Here is a 20,910-nt window from a genome sequence, read left to right as displayed (position 1 = left end):
GGCGATCGAACGCGTCAGATCGCCACCTGCGTGCCGATTTCTACCACACGGCCGGTCGGGATCTGGAAATATTCGGTCGCGTCGGCCGCCGTGCGCGCCAGGCCGATGAACAGCTTGTCCTGCCATACCGGCATGCCGGAATTCGGCGAGGCCTTGAGCGAGCGCCGCGACAGGAAGAAGGAGGTCGTCATGATGTCGAACTTCCAGCCCTGCTTGCGACAGATCGCCAGCGCGCGCGGAATGTTGGGTTGTTCCATGTAGCCGAAGGTCAGCGTCACCCGCATGAACAGCTCGTTGACCGTCTCCATCTTGACCCGCTCGCTGTCCGGCACCACCGGCTGCGGCGCGGTCACCACCGAAAGGATGACGTTCTGTTCATGCAGCACCTTGTAGTGCTTCAGGCTGTGCATCAGCGCGGTTGGCGCGCTGAGCGGATCGCTGGTCAGAAAAACAGCAGTGCCAGATACCAGTTGCGGCTTCTTCTTCAGCAGATTGCCGGCGAGGAAATCGAGCGGGATCTCGTTGCGGCGGGTCTTGTCGAACAGATAGCGGCTGCCGCGCACCCAGGTCCACATACCCAGCACGATGGTGAAGGCCACTGCAAGCGAAGCCCAGCCACCTTCGAACACCTTGACGATGTTGGACGCAAAGAAGCCGACGTCGATGAGGGCAAACAGTGCAGTCAGTGGGATCGCCACCCTCAGCTTCCACTTCCAGATGCGGGTCATCACGACATAGAGCAGCACCGTCGTCACCAGCATGTTGCCGGTCACCGAGATGCCGTACGCCGAGGCGAGCTTGCTGGACTCGCCAAAGCCGACCACCAGCATCATCACCACCAGCGCCAACAAAAGGTTGACGCGCGGCATGTAGATCTGGCCGGACTGTTTTTCCGACGTGTGCAGGATTTCGAGCCGCGGCAGCATGTTGAGCTGTACCGCCTGCCTGGTCAGCGAGAAGGCACCCGAAATCACCGCCTGGCTGGCGATGACCGTCGCGGCGGTCGCCAGCACGACCATCGGGATCAGAGCCCAACCCTCGTTCATCTCGAAGAACGGGTGGCCGACGACGCCATTCTTGGCCAGCACGAAGGCGCCCTGCCCGGCATAGTTCAGCAGCAGACAGGGAAACACGATCGCCAGCCAGGCAAGTACGATCGGCTTGCGGCCGAAATGACCGAGATCGGCATAGAGCGCTTCGGCACCGGTCACGGCGAGAAAGACAGCGCCGACCGTGACGAAGGCCACGTCCGGCGAATGGATCAGGAAGGCGACGATATAGTGCGGGCTGATCGCCAGCAGGATTTCCGGATCGTTGATGATATGTTGCAGGCCGGAAAGGCCGATCGCCAGGAACCAGACCGCGGTCACCGGGCCGAACACCAATCCCACCCCACCCGTGCCAAAGCGCTGCACCGCGAACACCATGGCGAGGATGACCAGGGTCAGCGGCACCACGTAGGGCTGGAAAGCGGGCGTGACGACGTTCATGCCTTCGACCGCCGAAAGCACCGAAATCGCCGGTGTGATGACCGCATCGCCGAAAAACAGCGAGGCGCCGACGATCCCGATACCCAGAATCACCGCCGAGCGCTTCGGGAAACTGCCGCGTGCCAGCGCCATCAGCGACAGCACGCCGCCCTCGCCTCGGTTGTCGGCACGCAGCACGAACATGATGTACTTAATCGTAACCGTGATCGTCAGCGACCAGATGATCAGCGACAGCACGCCGAGGATATCACCGCGATCCGCGACGGTGCCGCGGGACGACGCCACCAGCGCCTCGCGAAAGGCATAGATCGGACTAGTGCCGATATCCCCATAGACCACGCCCAGCGCGCCCAGCATCAGCACCTTGGTGCTATGCTGTTCGATCTCCGGATGGCTCGACAGTTCGACGGGTTCTGCCTCACTACCAGTATTGGCAAGGGCCATGGACGACACTCCGATAAGCGCGCGGTGCTCTACGCTTGCTGCAATGCAATATCAAGTGCCGTTGCGTGATGGCTCCCGTGCTGGCAACGCTCGGCTCCTTGGAAATGGCCTGTAACCCAATGGTCGCGGGTGCTGAATTGGCGCAGCGGGCATGGCGGGCGCCCAATTAATACCTGCCATATCTGCTTTAGATAGCGACTTGCGTGCCGATTTCCACGACACGTCCCGTCGGGATCTGGAAATATTCGGTCGCGTCGGCCGCCGTGCGCGCCAGGCCGATGAACAGCCGGTCCTGCCACACCGGCATGCCCGAATTGGGCGAGGCTTTGAGCGAACGCCGCGACAGGAAGAACGACGTCGTCATGATGTCGAACTTCCAGCCCTGCTTGCGGCAGATCGCCAGTGCGCGCGGAATGTTGGGCTGTTCCATGTAGCCGAAGGTCAGCGTCACCCGCATGAACAGCTCGTTGACCCTCTCCATCTTGACCCTGTCGCTGTCCGGCACCACCGGCTGCGGCGCCGTCACCACCGAAAGGATGACGTTCTGCTCATGCAGCACCTGGTAGTGCTTGAGGCTGTGCATCAGCGCTGTCGGCGCGCTGAGCGGATCGCTGGTCAGGAACACCGCGGTGCCCGACACAAGATGCGGCTTCTTCTTCAAGAGATTTGCGGCGAGGAAATCGAGCGGGATCTCGTTGCGGCGGGTTTTGTCGAACAAATAGCGCGTGCCGCATATCCAGGTCCACATGATCAGCCCCATCAGGCAGGCAACCGTGATCGATACCCAGCCGCCTTCGAATATCTTCACGATGTTCGCCAGGAAGAAGCCGCTGTCGATGACACCGAACAGCAGGGTCAGCGGCAGGGCGACCGCCAGTCTCCATTTCCACAGCTTGCGCATGACAACGAACAGCAGGATCGTCGTCATCAGCATTTCGCCGGTCACAGAGATGCCATAGGCGGAAGCCAGCGAACTCGAGCTGCCGAAACCGACGACCAGCAGCATCACCCCCAAGGCGATCAGCAGATTGACGCGGGGCATGTAGATCTGGCCGAGTTGCATTTCGGACGTATGTTGCACCTCGATGCGTGGCAGAAGGTTGAGCTGCACCGCCTGGCGGGTCAGCGAAAAAGCACCTGATATGACTGCCTGGCTGGCGATGACGGTCGCAGCCGTCGCCAGTCCCACCATCGGCATCAGTGCCCAGTCAGGCAGCATCTGGAAGAATGGATTGGTCGGCCTCCCGCCATTGGCCAGCACAAAGGCCCCCTGCCCGAAATAGTTGAGCAGCAAACAGGGGAAAACCACGGAAAACCACGCCAACACGATAGGTTTGCGTCCAAAATGGCCAAGATCGACATAAAGCGCCTCGGCCCCGGTCACCGCCAGGAACACCGCGCCGACAGTGACAAAGGCGGCCGTGGGTGTGCTGACGAGATAGGCGACCGCGTGATACGGATTGATGGCCAGCAGGATCGATGGATCGTCCATCAGGTGATAGAGGCCCGCTACGCCGATGGCCAGGAACCACAGCGCGGTCACCGGCCCGAACACCGCCGCCACCTTTCCCGTGCCGAAACGTTGCACTGAAAACAGCACGGCCAGGATGAGCAGCGTGATCGGCACGACATAGGCGTCCAGTGTCGGCGTCACCACCCTGAGGCCTTCGACCGCTGACAGCACGGAGATGGCCGGCGTTATGATCGAATCGCCGAAAAACAACGCCGCGCCACAAAGGCCGATCGCCAGGATGAGTCGCGCACCTTTGGGATAGGCGCTGCGCGCCAGCGACATCAGCGACAGCGTGCCGCCTTCGCCCTTGTTGTCGGCACGAAGCACGAAGGCGACATATTTTATGGTCACGATGATCGTCAGCGCCCAGACGATCAGCGACAGCACGCCAAGCACGTGAGCGCGCGTATCGATACCGGGCGAAGCGTGAAGCGCCTCGCGGAAGGCATAGATCGGACTGGTGCCGATATCGCCATAGACAACGCCGAGCGCGCCCAGCATCAGAACCTTGGTGCTGTGCTGCTCGGCCCCGGAATGGCTCGATTGCTCGACGGTTTCGGCCTCGCTACCGCGACTGGCAAGGTCCATGGACCACTCCCCGACAAGCGCGCGGTGCTTCACGCATGCTGCGATGCGATGTCAATTGCACGCTATGGCTGCCATACCTGCAAAGCGAAGCTCTACCCCTACCAGCCGCAGGCTCTGAGGAACCGGCCCACCGTGCCGGCCATGCCATACTCCAACGCGTCGGCTGTCAACCCATGTCCGATTGACACTTCGGCCAATGCCGGAACGCGCTTCGCCAGAGCCGGAAGATTGCCCACCGTCAGATCGTGCCCGGCATTTACCTGGAGCCCGGCGGCAAATGCTGCATCGGCGGTTTTCCCCAATCTTTCCAGCTCCTTGATGGCCTTTGCGGAATCGGAATGGTAGCTGCCATAGGGGCCGGTATAAAGCTCGATCCGATCGGCGCCGGTGTCGCGCGCGGCAGTCATGCCGGCGGGATCGGCGTCGGAAAACAGCGACACCCTGAAGCCGCCCTTCTTCAGGCGCCTGACGATCGGTGTCAGCAACGCGGCATCGGCGACGAAGTTCCAGCCATGGTCGGAGGTCGCCTGCGCCGGGTCATCGGGAACCAGCGTCACCTGTTCAGGCTGATGCTTTTCCACAAGCGCCAGGAAATCCTCGCTCGGGTAGCCCTCGATGTTGAATTCCGCCTGCGGGAACTCGTCGTCGATAAGCGCTCGGATCTCGGGCAGGTCGGAATGCCGCGTATGACGTTCGTCGGGACGCGGATGGACGGTCAGCCCATGCGCTCCGGCGGCAAGGGCAAGCCGGCCGATGCCGGTGACGCTTGGCCACGGCAGGTCGCGCCGGTTGCGCAGCATGGCGATGGCGTTGAGGTTGACGGAAAGCTTTGCGGGCATGGCTGGCGTCCGTGAAACAGGCGGGTTGACGGCGCGCCAAAGCCACAAATTCAGCCGCGGCGCGCTTGAGACCGGGCATCTATAGCGTCTTTAACGGGAACAGATAGGGGGTTTCCGGTGTTCCAGAAGACCAGCGTTTTTCGCCAAAGGAGGCCCTGCCGTGAATTTCCTGCAATCCGTGCCGGCGATCCGTCGCATCGAGACTGCTCGCGACGACCTGTTCGCCATCGATGTGGTCGGGCATGTTTCGGCGGCCGATGCGGAAAACCTGTTCGGCCTGCTGGAGGCGGCCTACGCGTTGCACCAGCGAATCGACGTGGCCGTGCGCATGGTCGATCACGATGGCGTCGACTGGACCGACATCTCCGATGAGACCCTCAAACAGGGTGCTGTCCATGCATCGGAGCATATAGGCCGTTGCGCGGCGATCGGCACGCCGGACTGGACGCCGGACGCACGGCACGCTTTGCCCGCGTCGTCACCCATCGAATTCAGGCATTTCAAGGCCGAGGATGAAGAAGAGGCCTGGGAATGGCTCGGCGCCGGGCAGGTCGGCGTGCGAGAAAAGCCGGCGTCGTAGCTCTATCGGACGATGGTCAGCCGTTCGGCGGCCCGCGTGATCGCGGTATAGAGCCAGCGTTGACGGGTTTCCTTAAAGGCCCAGCTTTCGTCGAACAGCACGATTTCGTTCCACTGCGAACCCTGCGCCTTGTGCACGGTCAGCGCATAGCCATAGTCGAAATCATCAAAACGCTTCTTCTGCTGCCAGGGGATATCGGCGTCCGGATCCTCGAACGCCGCCTTGAGCAGCTTGATCTTGGCGACGCCGCGGTCCGGATCGTCCTCTTCGGGCGAAACCAGCAGGTTGATGCCGGGCTTCACCGTCTCGCGCGACGAAGTCATCACCTTCCACAGCGAGCCATTGAGCAGGCCCTTGGCGGGATCGTTGCGCAGGCAGACCAGCTTGTCGCCGGCTTGGGGATAGTCGGCATTGAAGCCCTTGAGTTCGCGCAGGCGCTGATTGTAGCGGCGGCGCGTGCGGTTGGTGCCGACCAGCACCTGGTCGGCCCTCAGCACCAGCTCCTGATTGACGTCTTCCTTGCCGATCACTTGCGCCGTGCCATAGTCGCCGCGCATGAATTCGCGGCCTTCGCGCACGTCGAGCGCCAGCCGCAGTATCGGATTGTCGCGCGCCTGCCGATGGATTTCAGTGAGCAGGAAATCCGGCTCGTGATCGGTGAAGAAGCCGCCTCCCGAAATCGGCGGCAACTGGCCGGGGTCGCCCAGCACCAGGATCGGCGTGCCGAAACTCATGAGGTCGCGGCCGAGCTGCTCGTCGACCATCGAGCATTCGTCGATGACGACCAGTTTCGCACGCGAGATCGGGCTCTGGCGGTTGAGCGAAAAGGTCGGCGACATCGATGTCTTGCCGGTCACCTCGTCCTCAACCGATTCCTCGCCCTTGGGTCTGTATATCAGCGAATGGATGGTGCGGGCATTGACCGCCCCCTTGGAGCGCAGCACCTGCGCAGCCTTGCCGGTGAAGGCGGCGAACTGCACTTGGCCGTCGACATGTTCGGCAAAATAGCGCGCCAGCGTCGTCTTGCCGGTGCCGGCATAGCCGAACAGCCGGAACAGCTGCGGCTGGCCAGCCTGCAGCCAGCGGGCGACCGCTTGCAGCGCCTCGTCCTGTTGGGGTGAGAATTCCATCAGTGCGACAGACCGGATTCGCAAGGGAAAGACAAGACAGCCGCCACCACCATCGACACTGGCGGTAGCGAACTCCCCTAACAACGATGCTATCAGGCACAAACAAGAACGTAAAGGGAACAAGCGCCAGCCGCACGCGCGATCACCTGCTGGCGCGGGGATCGTTCTCCAGCAGGATCGGCTTGCCGTGGGGCGTGGCGTGGGCGGCGCGTTCCCAGGCTTCAGCCATCGCGTCGACATCGGACCTGGCAGCCAATCCTTTTGATGCCAGCAGCCCTTCCAGCGCAGCTAGCCAATGCTCGTAATAGTCATGGCCGTCGGCTGCCGCACCCGGCTTCTTCACTTCTGCCGAGAGCGCCTCCGCCCACTCGCTCCATGAGAACAGGCCCTTGTCATGCAACGCCACCGTCATGGCGAACGCCTCGGCCTGCCAGGGCTCGGCGAAAACCGGCGCATCAAGGCCGGCGGGCAAATCGGCGGCGATCTTTTCAGGCCGGCTCAAGATAGCTCTCCCAAGCGTCGATCGAGACAACAAGCGTCGGATCGGCGCCCTCGCCCCAGATTTCCGGACCGTCGAAAACCACCGTATAGACCCATTGCGGGTTTTCGCCCTGGCCATGAGCGTTGCTGTCGGGAAAGACAAAACCGTCGCGCACCGCCTCGATCGTGCCCCGCTTGCCGCGCGCATAGCGCGGCAGCCTTGTGTGGCCGGTCGGGTTGAAGTTTTTGGTCCGCACGGCGTCGCCGGCCTTGAAGCGCGCCGGCTCTGCCATCGGCCGGTCGCAAGGGCCGCCCTTGGCCAGCACGGCCGGAACGTTTTCCGCCTTCAGCACCCGTTTCGGGGTCGCCGCCGCATCGATCGCCTCGCCCGCCTTGAGATCGCGTTCGCTGACGAAGCCATGGCGCTTGAGCAGGGTCTCCAGCGCCTTGATCCAGATCTGGTAGTAGCTGGAGGAATAATAGTCGGCCGGATGCAGCGATTCCCGCGCGTGCCGGCTTTCGTCGATGTTCCAGGCACCCATGGCGCCGGCGCAAAGCGTCACGCCGAGTGCCCGCCTCTCCCAGGCAGCGTGGAAATAGGGCTCGTCCTGTTCGGGCGCGACCGGCCCGAAACCCATCTGTCCGCCGAGATCCTGCGGCCCGTTCATGCCGGCCCCCCCTCCGGTGCTTTGGCCAGCGCGGTGCCGATCATGGCATCGCGGCTCACCAGCTCCGCCAGCCGCTCCTCGCTCCAGCCCTCAGTTCGCTGCGGCCGCATCGGCACGACGAGATAGCGCAGTTCCGCCGTCGAATCCCAGACGCGTATCTTGGTGCTGCCCGGCAGCGTCAGCCCGAATTCCTCGAGCACGCCGCGCGGATCGATCACCGCGCGCGAGCGATAGGGCGGCGCCTTGTACCAGACCGGCGGCAGGCCGAGCACCGACCATGGATAACAGGAGCACAGCGTGCAGACGACGAGGTTGTGCGTACTCCCCGTATTGAACACCGCCTGCATGTGCTCGCCCTGGCGGCCGGTATAGCTCAGCGATTCGATCGCCGCCGTCGCGTCGCTTTTCAACCAAGCCGCATAGGCAGGATCGCTCCAGGCCTTGGCCACCACTCTTGCGCCGTTTCGCGGACCGATCTTGGTCTCGTAGGTATCGACAATGACGTCGATCGCCGCCGGATCGATCAGCCCCTTGCGGGTCAGGATGGTTTCCAGCGCACGCACGCGCGCGGCAAACGGATCGAGTTCATTGTCGTGGTCATGATCATGGGACATGGCCACAAATTACGGTTCCGACCCGCCGGCCGCAAGCACGACGGCTTGGGCCAGCGGAAATCAGCGCCCGTTGGCCGGCTATTCGGCGGCCGTCTTCTGCGGCTCGACAGGGATGTCGTCGTTGATGCCGAACAGCGAAGGCTGGTCGGCGCTCTCGACCGAATGCAGTTCGGGCTTGCGCTTCGGCATCAGCCCGACCAGCCAGCCCGAGAAATTCTCCATGTAGACGTAGATCACCGGTGTCACGAACAGCGTCAGCGCCTGCGAAGCCAGCAGGCCGCCGACAACGGCAACGCCCAGCGGCTGGCGCAGCTCGGCGCTGGCGCCGGTGCCGAGCGCGATCGGGAACGTGCCCATCAGTGCCGCCAACGTCGTCATCATGATCGGCCTGAATCGCATCAGGCAGGCCTTGTGGATGGAGTCTTTGGCGGACATGCCCTCTCGTCGCAATTCAAGGGCGACGTCGACCATCATGATGCCGTTCTTCTTGACGATGCCGATCAGCATCAAAATGCCGATCACCGCGATGACCGACAGGTCCATGCCGGCAAAGCGCAAGGCAACGACCGCGCCCAGCACCGCCGACGGCAGGCCGGTGAGGATGGTGAGCGGGTGAATGAAGCTCTCATAGAGAATGCCGAGCACGATATAGATGGTCAGGATCGCGCCGCCGACCAGCAGACCCTGGTTGGCCAGTGAATCCTGGAAGGTCTTGGCCGTGCCGGCAAAGCTGGTCGAGATCGCCGTCGGCATGCCGATCTGCTCCTTGAGCGCATCGATGCGCTTCACGCTGTCGCCCAGCGCCACGCCTTGCGGCAGATTGTAGGAGATGGTCACGGCCGGAAGCTGCCCGAGCTGGTTGACTGTCAGGGCGCCGGCCGTGCGATCGACACGGGCGAAGGCGCCAAGCGGAACCAGGGAGCCGCTCGCCGTTCGCATCTGGATTGCGAGCATCCGCTCGGGCGACCATTCGATCTTGGGGTCGAGCTCGGTGATGACCTCGTAGCTGTCGGCCGAACCGAAGATCGTGGAAACCTGGTCAGTGCCGAAGCCGCCATAGAGGGCGGAGCGCAGCGTGTCGGTATCGATGCCAAGCTGGGCAGCCTTGTCGCGATCGATGACCAGCGACGCCTGCAGCGCATTGTTCTGGAGGTCGCTGGTAACGTCGGTGAAGGTCGTGTGGTCGGCCGCCATCGCGTCATTCAGTTTCTGCGCCCACTGGTCGGTCAGGCCGGTATCGAGGCCCTGCACGACGAGCTGGTAGGCGCTCGCCGACGAGCGCGAGCCCAGCCGCAGATTCTGCACCGGCTGCATGTAGGTCTCGATGCCCGCCACACCAGCCAATTGCTTGCGCAGGTCAGCCTGCACCTTCTCGATGTTGGGTCGCTGGCTCTTGTCCTTCAACTGCACATAGAGCTGCCCCTGGTTCAGTGCATTGTTGCCGCTGCCCGCCGACCACGCCACATGCGAGACATAGGGCGAATGAGAGAACACGCTTGCCACCTGCCCTTGCAGCTTCGCCATGGCGTCGAAAGAAATGTCCTGGCGCGCAATGGTCGTCACCGAGATCTGGCTGATATCCTCCTGCGGGAAGAAGCCCTTCGGCGAGACCTGGATAAGCCACACCGACGCCGCCGCAGTGCCGACAAAGACGAGGAACACCAGGAAGGTGTGCCGCAGGCAGAACGTCAGAACCCGATCGTAGCTGCGTGTGACGAGATCCTGCTTGTGGCCAGGACCGTGCTTGTCGCGATCGGCCTTGGTCACCGACAGCAGTCGCGAGCACAGCATCGGCGTCAGCGTCAGCGACACGAACATCGATGCCAGGATGGCGACCGTCACCACGACGGCGAACTCGTTGAAGATGCGCCCGATGACGCCGCCCATCAGCAGCACGGGAATGAACACGGCCACCAGCGAAATCGAGATCGAGATGATGGTGAAGCCGATTTCGCGGGCGCCCTTCAGCGACGCGTCGAAGGCCGACAGCCCATCCTCTTCCATGTGGCGGAAGATGTTTTCCAGCATCACGATGGCGTCGTCGACGACGAGGCCCACGGCGAGCGTCAAGCCCATCAGCGATATGTTGTCGATCGAAAAGCCGAACAGGAACATCGCGCCGAGCGTGGCGATCAGCGAGATCGGCACCGCCACGGCCGGGATGATGGTTGCCGTCACCCGGCGCAGGAACACGAAGATCACCATCACCACCAGCGCGATGGTCAACAGCAACGTGAACTGCACGTCGTTGACGGCTTGGCGGATGGAGGTCGAGCGGTCATTGAGCAGCTTGATCTGGGCGGCGGCCGGCATCTGGTCCTGGAAGGACGGCAGCATCGCCTTGACCTTGTCGACGACGTCGACGGTATTGGCGTCAGGCTGGCGCTGCACGGCCATGATGATGGCGCGGGTGCCGTCATACCAACTCGCCGTCGTCGTGGTCTGCACAGAATCCACGACGCGGGTCACCTCGCCCAGCCGTACCGGGTGGCCGTTCTTGGTGGCGATGATCAGGTTGGAGAAGCCGGCGGCGTCGGTCAGCTGGGTGTTGGCGGTGATGGTGAGCTGCTGCTTGTTGTTCTGCAGCACACCGAGAGGCGTATTGCTGTTGGCGGACGCGACCGCCGCCTGCAACTGGTCGATCGAGATGCCGCGCGCGGCAAGCGCGGTCGGGTCGATCTGGATGCGCACGGCGTATTTCTGCTGGCCGAAGATCGAGACCTGCGCCACCCCGTCAATGGTCGACAGCGACGGCGAGATGACGTTTTCGGCGAAGGCATCGAGGTCGGTCAGCGGAACCGTGTCGCTGACCAGCGACATCAAGAGGATCGGCGCGTCGGCAGGATTGACCTTGCGGTAGCTCGGCGGCGATGTCATCTGCGGTGGCAGCGATTTCTGCGTGCGCGCGATCGCCGCCTGCACGTCCGCGGCGGCGGCATCGATATCGCGGTTGAGCACGAACTGGATGGCGATCGAGGTCTGGCCGAGCGAGTTGGTGGTCGAAATGGAATCGATACCGGCAATGGTGGCGAACTGCTTGATCAGCGGCGTCGCCACCGATGTCGCCATGGTTTCCGGCGAGGCGCCCGGCAGCGAAGCCGAGACGTTGACCACCGGGAATTCGGCGCTGGGCAGTGCCGCCACCGGCAGGAACTTGTAGGCGAACAATCCGCCCAGCACGAGGGCGAACGACATCAGAAGGGTGGCGACGGGTCTGCGGATGCAGAATTCGGAGATCATTGGGCCGCCTCGCCCGTGTTGCTCGCCTGGGCCACCTTAGGTGCGGTCGCCGCGGCGCCCTCATGCACAGCGGCGCCATTCTTCAGCCTGGTCTGGCCTTCCGTGACCACCTTCTCACCGGCCTTCACGCCCTGGCTGATGGCGCTGTTTTGGCCTTCGGTCAGCGCCACCTGCACCGGCCGCATCTCGACCGTGTTGTCCGGCTTGACCACATAAACGAACGGCCCCTTCTGGCTGGGCTGCACCGCGACGGTGGGAACGGAGATCATCTGCGGCATGATGCCGGCATCGAGCACGACATTCACATACTGGCCGGGCCACAGCGAAAGGTCCGCATTCGGAATGCTCGCCCGCGTAGCGATCGTGCCTGACGCGGTGTCGACGCTGGAATCGACGAAATCGAGCGTGCCCTTGCCGATCGGCGTCGGGTCGCCGTCCTTGGTCAGCGTCACCGCGCCTTGCTGGGGATTGGCAAGCGCCTTGTGCAACAGTGCAAGGTCGCTTTCCGGCAGATTGAAGTTGACCTGCAGCGGGTCCATCTCTGTGATGGTCACCAGCGGCGTCGAGGTGCTGCTGTTGCCGTTGCTGGTGGTGACGAGATCACCGACGGCAACGCTGACGGCGCCAAGCCTGCCGGAAATCGGTGCGGTGATGGTGGCAAAGCCAAGCTGGACGTTGTCGGCGTCGATCGTCGCCTTGTCGGCATCGACGGTTGCGGCCGCCGCCTTCTGCGCGGCTACCGCCTGGTCGTAGGTCTGCTGTGTGCCGGCCTGCTTGGCGACAAGGTCCTTGGCGCGCTGAAGATCGGAATTCGAACTGGCAAGCAGCGCCTGGTCCTTGGCGAGCGTCGCCTGGTCCTTGGCGAGTTGCGCCTTGAGCGCGCGGTCATCGAGCTGGAACAGAACGTCGCCGGCCTTCACCATCTGGCCGTCCTTGACATCGATCGACACGATCTGACTCGAGACCCGCCCGTTGATGTTGACCACGGCCGGAGAGGAGACGAAGCCGATGGCATAGCGCCGGATCGGGAAGTCGGCCGTCGTTGCCGTCGCCGAAACGATCGAGGCCGAACGGGCGCCATTGCCACCGGCCCCCTGCTTGCCCCCGGCTGCCTGCCCCCCGGCTGCCTGCTTGTCGGTTGCCGCTTTGTCTGATGTCGCGACCTGTTTCACGCCGATGAGCTGCTGAACCTTGCCCAGCGCGTCGGGCGAAAGGTAGAGCCAGGCCGCGCCCGCACAGGCGATCGCAAGCAATGAAAGGATGACTTTTCCACGCATCGACAAAGGCCTCTCCGTCCGACACGCCATAGCCAGGTGGTCGTATTCTAGCGCAACTCACGGCTGATTGCCGCGATTTCGCCGAATAGATAGGACACGCATTTGTTGGAAAAGGGCCAAAACACGGCATTACGAAGATTTAATGTGCACTGCACAATGACTGTGCAGCCTGCCATGGCCGCCGGCCGAAGCCCGTCGAACCGTCGGAGAATCCTATTTGAGCATCGGCCAGAGCGTCGCCGCCAGCAGCACGCCCATGGCGATGTTGAACCATTTCAGCCGCACCGGATCCGACAGGAATCCCCGCAGCGCCGTACCGAATCCCGCCCAAACCGAAACGCTCGGCAGGTTGACGATGGTGAAGGCGATCGAGATCAACACCACCGACAGGAACGGGTGCTCGGCATTGGCATAGACGGCCATAGCGGTGATCGCCATCACCCAGGCCTTGGGATTGACCCACTGGAATGCAGCCGCGTCGATGAAGCGCATCGGCCGCGCGTTGGTCTCACCCTTGCCGGTCAGCGAGCGCGACATGGCGATCTTCCAGGCGAGGTAGAGCAGATAGGCGCCCCCGGCGATTTTCAATCCAGTGTGCAGCGCCGGAAACGCCGTCAACACGGCGCCCAGACCGAAGCCAACCGCCAGCAGGAGGACAAGGAACCCGATGCTGATCCCCAGCATATGCGGGATGGTCCTGATGATGCCGAAATTCACGCCCGATGCCAACAGCATGAAATTGTTCGGCCCCGGCGTGATCGAGGTCACGAAGGCGTAAAGCAGCAAAGCGAGGAATGCATCGAGCGACATGACAGCCCACAAAGGTCAGCAATGCTGACTTAAATTGGTTGCCGCCCAAGGCGCAACTGCAATCGATTGGTCCACAGCGCCCGCGATGATCCGTTCAGGATGTCTGCCTCCTCCCGCGTCCGATCGAGCGGGAGAGCAAGGAGCTGGCGAACGGCAAGGTCGAAGCCGGGCCGACAAAATCCGGCAACTGACATCTCGATTGCATCTTGCAACAAGATCTCGGATCAGTTCCGACGGCGATACTTCAGCGCCCGCAGAAACCAGCTGAGGATGACGATGGATCCGGCGTGGAAGAAAATCCCGTTCCAGAATCTGGTCGGATTATCTGCATAGGCAACCAGGCTATAGGTCCGTCCGACCGGAACGGTCATCGTCACCCAGGCATGGGCAAGCACCCAGATCGAGTATGCGATCAGAGCGTACATCATCACATGTATGACCAGCTCTTGTCGCGGAGTCATGCGTCACCAATTCCCAGATCGAATTCAGACAGACTTCGTCAACCGTGATTGCGGAACTTTAATTTCGCATGAACGCCTTACATCGCCTGTGGGCCGCGGTTCATCGCCGCCACGCCGGTGCGACAGATTTCGACCAGGCCGAGCGGCTTCATGATGGCGATGAACTGGTCGAGCTTGGAGCCCTTGCCGGTGATCTCGAAGATGAAATGCTCGGTGTTGGCATCGATGACCGAGGCGCGGAAGGCGTCGGCCAGCCGCAGCGCCTCGACGCGGGCGTCGCCAGTGCCGGCGACCTTGACCAGCGCCAGTTCCCGCTCCAGCGGCCGCTCCTGCCCAAGCTCGTGCGAGCGGACAGTCAGATCGACCACACGATGGACCGGCACGATGCGCTCAAGCTGGTTCTTGATCTGCTCCATCACATGCGGCGTGCCGCGCGTCACGATGGTGATGCGCGACAGGTGCTTCTCATGCTCCGTCTCGGACACGGTCAGGCTCTCGATGTTGTAGCCGCGTCCGGAAAACAGGCCGATGACCCGGGCGAGTACGCCGGGCTCGTTGTCGACCAGCACGGAAAGCGTGTGGATCTCCGGCCGCTCCGTTTCCTTGGCGATGAAGTAGGCGGAGCCGGTCGGTTGAAGGTGCTGTGCGTTCATGACATGGATCTCAAATTCTTGATCTAATTCTTTGTTTGCGCACGGCTTCTTTCGACAAGCCCTGCCTTGGCCCGTCGATTACACCAGTTCCCTGCCCTTGGCGTCGATGGCGTTCGCCACGGCCTCGTCAGTGGCCTCGTCGGGTAACAGCATCTCGTTATGCGCCTTGCCAGACGGGATCATCGGGAAGCAGTTGGCGAGGTTCGCCACGCGGCAATCGAACAGCACGGGTTTCTTGACCGAGATCATCTCCTTGATGGCGTCGTCCAGCTCGTCCGGCTTCTCGCAACGTATGCCGTGGCCGCCATAGGCCTCCGCCAGCTTGACGAAGTCTGGCATCGCCTCGGTGTAGGAATGCGACAGCCGGTTGCCGTGCAGCAATTGCTGCCACTGGCGCACCATGCCCATATACTGGTTGTTGAGGATGAAGATCTTGATCGGCGCCTTGTACTGCACCGCAGCACTCATCTCCTGCATCGTCATCTGCACCGAGGCATCGCCGGCAATGTCGATGACCAGCGCATCGGGATGCGCGATCTGCACGCCGAGCGCCGCCGGCAGGCCATAACCCATCGTGCCCAGACCGCCTGATGTCATCCAGCGGTTCGGCTTTTCGAAATGATAATGCTGCGCGGCCCACATCTGGTGCTGGCCGACCTCGGTGGTGATGTAGGTGTCCTTGTCCTTGGTCAGTTCGTAGAGCCGCTGGATGGCATACTGCGGCATGATCACGTCATGGTTCATCTTGTAGGCGAGTGAATCGCGACCGCGCCATTTGGCGATCTGCTCCCACCAGGGGTAGAGCGCCTTCTTGTCGGCCTTGGCGGTTGCCCGCCACAGCCGCACCATATCCTCCAGCACCCGGCCGACATCGCCAATGATCGGCACTTCGGTGTGCACGTTCTTGTTGATCGATGACGGATCGATGTCGATATGGATCTTGCGCGAATTCGGCGAGAACGCGTTGAGCCGCCCGGTGATGCGGTCGTCGAAACGCGCGCCGATGCAGATCATCACGTCGCAATCGTGCATGGCCATGTTGGCTTCGTAGGTGCCGTGCATGCCGAGCATGCCGACCCAGTTCTTGCCCGATGCCGGATAGGCGCCCAGACCCATCAGGGTCGAGGTGATCGGGAAACCGGTGAGGTCGACCAGTTCGCGCAGCAGATGGCTCGCTTCCGGACCGGAATTGATGACGCCGCCGCCCGAATAGATGATCGGCCTCTTGGCACCGGCCATCAGCTCGACCGCGGCCTTGATCTTCTCCAGGTCGCCCTGGACCTTGGGCTGGTAACTGGTGCGCGGCGCGATCTGCGGCGGGACGTAGAAGCCCTTGGCGAACTGCACGTCCTTCGGGATATCGACCACCACCGGACCGGGACGGCCGGTCGTCGCGACATGGAAGGCTTCGTGGATGGTCGCGGCGAGCTCGTTGACGTCCTTCACCAGCCAGTTGTGCTTGGTGCAGGGTCGCGTAATGCCGACCGTGTCGCATTCCTGGAAGGCGTCGGAGCCGATGAGCGAGGTCGGCACCTGGCCCGTCAGGCAGACCAGCGGGATCGAATCCATCAGCGCGTCCTGCAGCGGCGTCACCGCATTGGTGGCGCCGGGGCCTGATGTCACCAGCATGACGCCCGCCTTGCCGGTCGAGCGCGCGTAGCCCTCGGCGGCATGGCCGGCACCTTGCTCGTGCCGCACGAGGATGTGCTCGACGTCGTCCTGTTGGAAGATTTCGTCATAGATCGGGAGCACCGCGCCGCCGGGATAACCGAAGACATGCTTGACGCCATTGTCCTTCAGCGCCTGCACCACCATTTCGGCGCCCGTCATTTCGCGCCGCTCACTCTGTCCGTTGCTCATCGGTCTGGTCCCGTACTGTCGCCCCTTGGGCGTTGCCATTTGGGTGTTGTTGGTCGTTTAGTCGTGTTTCAGGCAATAAAAAAGGCCCCCGAGGGAGCCTGTGTGTTGCGCATGGGAGGTTTTCGCCCGGCGGTTACACCGCCTTGCCCACGCGCCTTCCTACGAGAATGAGTGCCTTTTTCATGGTCGCGGACACTACGGGCCGGCAAGGCGCCCTGTCAACGGCAAAAATCGCGCCGGCGATGAAGGCGCTTCCCAATTCGACAAATGGCCCGTCACGATTTCGCGATGGACACCGCATCGTGCCTGCATCGCGCAAACCCTGACCGGCTCGGGAGCAGCATTTTCCGGATAAGTCCTTGAAGCCACGCGAAACTATGGTGGGGCGTGACGAACGCCGTCCTCTCTGCCGATACTTGATCGTCCGGCTCGGGAGGAGCCACCACGACGGCCTGGATTTCACGGAGGAAAACTTATGCTCGACAAGGCCCCAAGCAAGAAACTGTCCGACCTGCTCGACAAATTCGGCGGCGCGCTGGCCGCCAATGACATCGACAAGGCCGTCGGTTGTTTCCAGGAGGATTGCTACTGGCGCGACCTCGTCACCTTCACTTGGAACATCAAGACCATGGAAGGTCGGGATCAGGTCCGCGACATGCTGGAGAGCCAGTTGTCGAAGACAAAGCCGTCGCATTGGGCACTCGCCAAGGGCGAGGACGCCACCGAGAGCGGCGGGGTGATCGAGGGCTGGATCAGTTTCGAGACCGAACTGGCGCGCGGTTTTGGCCATATCAGGCTGAAGGACGGCAAGATCTGGACGCTGCTGACCACCATGGTCGAATTGAAAGGCCACGAGGAACCAGCCGGCTTCGCACGGCCGATGGGCGCCAAGCATGGCTCGGGCAAGAACCGTCCGACATGGAAGGAAGAGCGTGAGAAGGAAGCCGCCGAGCTCGGCTTCAAGACGCAGCCCTACACGCTCATCATCGGGGGCGGCCAGGGCGGTATCGCGCTCGGCGCAAGGCTGCGGCAGCTCGGCGTCCCGACCATTATCGTCGAGAAAAACGAGCGGGCCGGCGACAGCTGGCGCAAGCGCTACAAGTCGCTCTGCCTGCACGATCCGGTCTGGTACGACCATCTGCCCTATATCGATTTCCCGAAGAACTGGCCGGTCTTCTCGCCCAAGGACAAGATCGGCGACTGGCTGGAAATGTACACCAAGGTGATGGAGCTGAACTATTGGTCGTCGACGGAGGCCAAGAGCGCCTCCTATGACGACAAGAAGAAGGAATGGACCGTCGTCGTACACCGCGACGGCAAGGACATCACCCTGAAGCCGAAGCAGCTTGTGCTGGCGACGGGACAGTCCGGCAAGGCCAATCTGCCGAAATTCAAGGGCATGGAGACCTTCAAGGGCGACCAGCACCACTCCTCGCAGCACCCCGGCCCCGATGCCTATGCCGGGAAGAGAGCTGTTGTCATCGGCTCCAACAATTCCGCCCATGACATCGCGGCGGCACTTTGGGAAGCCGGCGCCGACGTCACCATGGTGCAGCGCTCGAGCACCCATATCTCCAGATCCGACACGTTGATGGAGATCGGACTGGGTTCGCTCTATTCGGAGCAGGCGCTGCAGAATGGCATCACCACGGCCAAGGCCGATCTGATTTTTGCTTCGCTGCCCTACAAGATCCTGCACGAGTTCCAGATCCCGGCCTATGCCGAGATGAAGAAGCGCGACGCGGCGTTTTACAAGGGGCTGGAAAAAGCCGGTTTCATGCTCGACTGGGGCGACGACGAGTCCGGCCTGTTCATGAAGTACCTCAGGCGCGGCTCTGGCTATTACATCGACGTCGGCGCTTCCCAGTTGATCATCGATGGTTCGATCAAGCTGAAGAGCGGCGTCGACGTCGAAGAGATCAGGCAGCATTCGGTTGTGCTCAGCGACGGCTCGGAACTGCCGGCGGACCTCATCGTCTACGCCACCGGCTACGGCTCGATGAATGGCTGGGCCGCCGATCTGATCTCGCGCGAAACCGCCGACAAGGTCGGCAAATGCTGGGGCCTTGGCTCCAACACCACCAAGGATCCCGGCCCCTGGGAAGGCGAGTTGCGCAACATGTGGAAGCCGACGCAGCAGGAAGCGCTGTGGTTCCACGGCGGCAACCTGCACCAGTCGCGCCACTATTCGCAGTTCCTGGCGCTGCAGTTGAAGGCCAGGCACGCCGGCCTGCCGACGCCGGTCTACGGGCTGCAGAAGGTGCATCACAAGGGATAGCGATACCCGTTGGCCGGCCATGGCCAGGCACCATGGAGGTGCGGCGAATGCCGCGCCTCCAGAATGCATCGCTATGCCTGGGGAAGGCGCATGGGTTCGATCGGTTCGGAACTGCTGGCCGCATCGAGGCGACCCGGCTTGCCGGCAGAGGCGCTGAGCTGCACCGGGGGAGCGCCTTCGGCACGCCCGCGCTCGCGGCATCAGGCGCGATTGGCGAAATCGTGCACGACGCGCTGCAGCAGCGGCACGTAGTCGCGAAACGCCCGCGTCTTCATGTTGGCGATCTTGCCGCCCTCGTCCCAGATGCGGACCCGCACCGCTTCCTCATGGAACGGGTTCTCGCGGAATTCCGCCACCTCACCTGCGCTCATCGGTCCACCCTGCAGCGACAGCGTATGCACCGAAGCCGGCGACAGCCTGGCGAAATAGGTCGGGTCGGTGGCGCAGAGATAGCGCTTGGCCGCCACATGCAGCCTGACGCATTCGACGATGACGGGCGGAAAGAACGGCGCCAGCACCTCGCCGCCGGCCTCGTCATGGTGCTTGTCCTCGACATCGTCGGGCGAATAGGTGCCGAACTCGCTGGTGTAATGGCCGATGTCGTGCAGCAGCGCTGCCGCCACCAGCACGTCCGGCGCACCGTCCTGCTCGGCCAGCCATGCGCCCTGCAGCATGTGCTCGGACATCGTTACCGGCTCGCCGAGATAGGATTCCGCGCCCCGGCGCTCAAAGATGTCGGCGATGAACTCGACGATATTGTCAGCGTTCAGATCCTGGCTGCTCATTCCGCGGCCTCCTTGAAGCTGTGTTCGATCGCCGCAAGCGTCGACAACAGGCCGTCCTTGTCGGCGTAGCAGCCCTGCAGCCAGCGCTTGCCGGTGCCGGAGAATGCCTTGCGGGCATGCATGACGCGCGTGTTGTCCACCATGAAAGCCTGACCCGCCTCCAGCTTGAACGTCACTTCGAAGGAGGGATCCTCGATCAACTCGGCGAACCGGCGGTAGGCGGTATAGTAGGCGTCCATATCGGCGAAGGGAACGTCGACGACAGGCGCCAGCGAGCGGTTGTTGAAGCGGATGCAGATCAGCTCGCCATCCGGTCCAAGCTCGATCATCGGGCGTTTCGCCTGCAGCCGCACACCGGATGAACCGGCATATTCAAAACGTGCCGGACAGGAACTCAACAGTCGAAAGCCTTCCGGGTTTTCGGCCTGCAGCGCGGCCGCCACGGCAAAACCGTCGACCACGCTCGACTCGCCACCCTCCACCGTATTCTCGATGCAGGACAGGATCTGCAGCGTCGGCACCGGATCGCGATAGGGATTGTCGGTGTGCGCCTGAAGACCGAGATTGGTGTAGGCGAGATTGTTCGGATTGACCTCGGCGCGCACTTCGAACCAGCGGCCGTAATTGGTCTCCCTGATATAGCCGAACAGGTCGGAGACCTTGCACAGCGCGCCGGATTCGGCCGGCAGGCCGTCCATCACCGCAAAGCCGTAGGTCCGCACCGCCGAAAGCCATTCGCGCAGGACGCTGCGACTATGAAAGGCCGCTGTGTACCTGGCGCGCGGCACCGAATTCTGCATCGTTGCCTTGGTCCAGCGCTGGATGATATCGCCCGTCCAACCCGGCTCGCGAAGCTCGTCGCGATCATAGGCGTTGGCACTCAGCCATTGCGCGGGAAAACTGACCGTCTTTCCTTCCGGCACGAAGCTGACTTCCAGCGCGCCGTCCTTGATCGCCGCCGCGCCGATCCTCGTCTCGGCTGGAATGTCGAGGATGGTGATCAGCCGCTGGCCATTGCCGGCGCTCCGCGTCTTGTCATCGAGCGCATTGTCGCGCAGCCACATGGCGTGAAAGCGGGTGCGCCTCCCGCCCTGCCAGCCAAGTTCGATCGTTCTGCCGTCGTCGCCAATCAGCGCGTGGGTGAGCATGGAATCCGTTCCTGTCCTCTACACCCCGCGGCCCGGTCCGCAGAGTTTGGAT

The 20,910-nt window shown here is 62.6% G+C and carries 17 protein-coding genes; 2 read left to right on the top strand and 15 right to left on the bottom strand.

Annotation, left to right across the window (positions count from 1 at the left end):
* Window positions 1-14 precede the first annotated feature (14 nt).
* The 3 genes from AC04SF_RS10245 to AC04SF_RS10235 all read right to left on the bottom strand — a co-directional run bounded on the left by AC04SF_RS10245 (window position 15) and on the right by AC04SF_RS10235 (window position 4,874).
* Window positions 15-1,934 carry a potassium transporter Kup gene (locus AC04SF_RS10245; protein ID WP_488477688.1) on the bottom strand — a complete coding sequence of 640 codons (1,920 nt, stop codon included), beginning with the start codon at window positions 1,932-1,934 and terminating at the stop codon, window positions 15-17.
* Between the two features lie 187 nt (window positions 1,935-2,121).
* On the bottom strand, window positions 2,122-4,035 hold the full coding sequence (locus AC04SF_RS10240; RefSeq protein WP_488477687.1) for a potassium transporter Kup: 1,914 nt from the start codon (window positions 4,033-4,035) through the stop codon (window positions 2,122-2,124).
* Window positions 4,036-4,133: 98 nt separating this feature from the next.
* Window positions 4,134-4,874: a pyridoxine 5'-phosphate synthase gene (locus AC04SF_RS10235; RefSeq protein WP_488477686.1), complete on the bottom strand. Its 741-nt coding sequence runs from the start codon at window positions 4,872-4,874 to the stop codon at window positions 4,134-4,136.
* A 160-nt stretch (window positions 4,875-5,034) separates the two neighbouring features.
* Between AC04SF_RS10235 and AC04SF_RS10230 the strand changes: the two genes are divergently transcribed.
* Complete coding sequence (locus AC04SF_RS10230) at window positions 5,035-5,454, top strand: SpoIIAA family protein (protein WP_488477685.1); 420 nt, start codon at window positions 5,035-5,037, stop codon at window positions 5,452-5,454.
* Between the two features lie 2 nt (window positions 5,455-5,456).
* Here the strand turns inward: AC04SF_RS10230 and AC04SF_RS10225 are convergent, their stop codons facing one another.
* The 10 genes from AC04SF_RS10225 to AC04SF_RS10180 form a co-directional block, all read right to left on the bottom strand.
* The gene (locus AC04SF_RS10225; protein WP_488477684.1) at window positions 5,457-6,584 is read right to left on the bottom strand and encodes an ATP-dependent DNA helicase; all 1,128 of its coding nucleotides are present in this window, start codon (window positions 6,582-6,584) and stop codon (window positions 5,457-5,459) included.
* Between the two features lie 142 nt (window positions 6,585-6,726).
* The gene (locus AC04SF_RS10220; RefSeq protein WP_488477683.1) at window positions 6,727-7,086 is read right to left on the bottom strand and encodes a nitrile hydratase accessory protein; all 360 of its coding nucleotides are present in this window, start codon (window positions 7,084-7,086) and stop codon (window positions 6,727-6,729) included.
* Window positions 7,073-7,732: a nitrile hydratase subunit beta gene (gene nthB, locus AC04SF_RS10215; protein WP_488477682.1), complete on the bottom strand. Its 660-nt coding sequence runs from the start codon at window positions 7,730-7,732 to the stop codon at window positions 7,073-7,075. Before nthB ends, AC04SF_RS10220 begins: the two co-directional genes overlap by 14 nt.
* Window positions 7,729-8,346 (bottom strand): nitrile hydratase subunit alpha, encoded by a 618-nt coding sequence (nthA, locus tag AC04SF_RS10210; RefSeq protein WP_488477681.1) that lies wholly within the window; start codon window positions 8,344-8,346, stop codon window positions 7,729-7,731. The genes nthB and nthA overlap by 4 nt, the downstream gene beginning before the upstream one ends.
* A 78-nt stretch (window positions 8,347-8,424) precedes the next feature.
* Entirely contained in the window at window positions 8,425-11,586 is a 3,162-nt protein-coding gene (locus tag AC04SF_RS10205; protein ID WP_488477680.1) for an efflux RND transporter permease subunit, read from the bottom strand.
* Window positions 11,583-12,863 carry an efflux RND transporter periplasmic adaptor subunit gene (locus AC04SF_RS10200; RefSeq protein ID WP_488477679.1) on the bottom strand — a complete coding sequence of 427 codons (1,281 nt, stop codon included), beginning with the start codon at window positions 12,861-12,863 and terminating at the stop codon, window positions 11,583-11,585. Before AC04SF_RS10200 ends, AC04SF_RS10205 begins: the two co-directional genes overlap by 4 nt.
* A 213-nt stretch (window positions 12,864-13,076) precedes the next feature.
* A complete protein-coding gene (locus AC04SF_RS10195; RefSeq protein WP_488477678.1) occupies window positions 13,077-13,673 on the bottom strand; it encodes a LysE family translocator in 597 nt (198 codons plus the stop codon).
* A gap of 224 nt (window positions 13,674-13,897) precedes the next feature.
* Complete coding sequence (locus AC04SF_RS10190) at window positions 13,898-14,134, bottom strand: hypothetical protein (protein ID WP_488477677.1); 237 nt, start codon at window positions 14,132-14,134, stop codon at window positions 13,898-13,900.
* Between the two features lie 77 nt (window positions 14,135-14,211).
* Entirely contained in the window at window positions 14,212-14,787 is a 576-nt protein-coding gene (gene ilvN, locus AC04SF_RS10185; RefSeq protein ID WP_488477676.1) for an acetolactate synthase small subunit, read from the bottom strand.
* Between the two features lie 78 nt (window positions 14,788-14,865).
* Window positions 14,866-16,647, bottom strand: a complete 1,782-nt coding sequence (locus AC04SF_RS10180) for an acetolactate synthase 3 large subunit (protein ID WP_488477675.1) — start codon at window positions 16,645-16,647, stop codon at window positions 14,866-14,868.
* Window positions 16,648-17,122: 475 nt separating this feature from the next.
* Here AC04SF_RS10180 and AC04SF_RS10175 point away from each other — a divergent pair, with 475 nt between their 5' ends.
* Window positions 17,123-18,925, top strand: coding sequence for an NAD(P)-binding domain-containing protein (locus AC04SF_RS10175; protein WP_488477674.1), 1,803 nt, complete (start codon window positions 17,123-17,125; stop codon window positions 18,923-18,925).
* Window positions 18,926-19,125: 200 nt separating this feature from the next.
* On the opposite strand, the gene tmpB is transcribed toward AC04SF_RS10175, so the two are convergent.
* Both tmpB and tmpA read right to left on the bottom strand, forming a co-directional pair.
* Window positions 19,126-19,710, bottom strand: a complete 585-nt coding sequence (gene tmpB, locus AC04SF_RS10170; RefSeq protein WP_488477673.1) for a (R)-1-hydroxy-2-trimethylaminoethylphosphonate oxygenase — start codon at window positions 19,708-19,710, stop codon at window positions 19,126-19,128.
* Window positions 19,707-20,858, bottom strand: a complete 1,152-nt coding sequence (tmpA, locus tag AC04SF_RS10165; protein WP_488477672.1) for a 2-trimethylaminoethylphosphonate dioxygenase — start codon at window positions 20,856-20,858, stop codon at window positions 19,707-19,709. The genes tmpB and tmpA overlap by 4 nt, the downstream gene beginning before the upstream one ends.
* Between the last annotated feature and the right edge of the window lie 52 nt (window positions 20,859-20,910).

The sequence above is a fragment of the Mesorhizobium sp. CNPSo 4671 genome (assembly GCF_057784245.1).
This window is presented reverse-complemented; position numbering and strand designations above follow the sequence as displayed.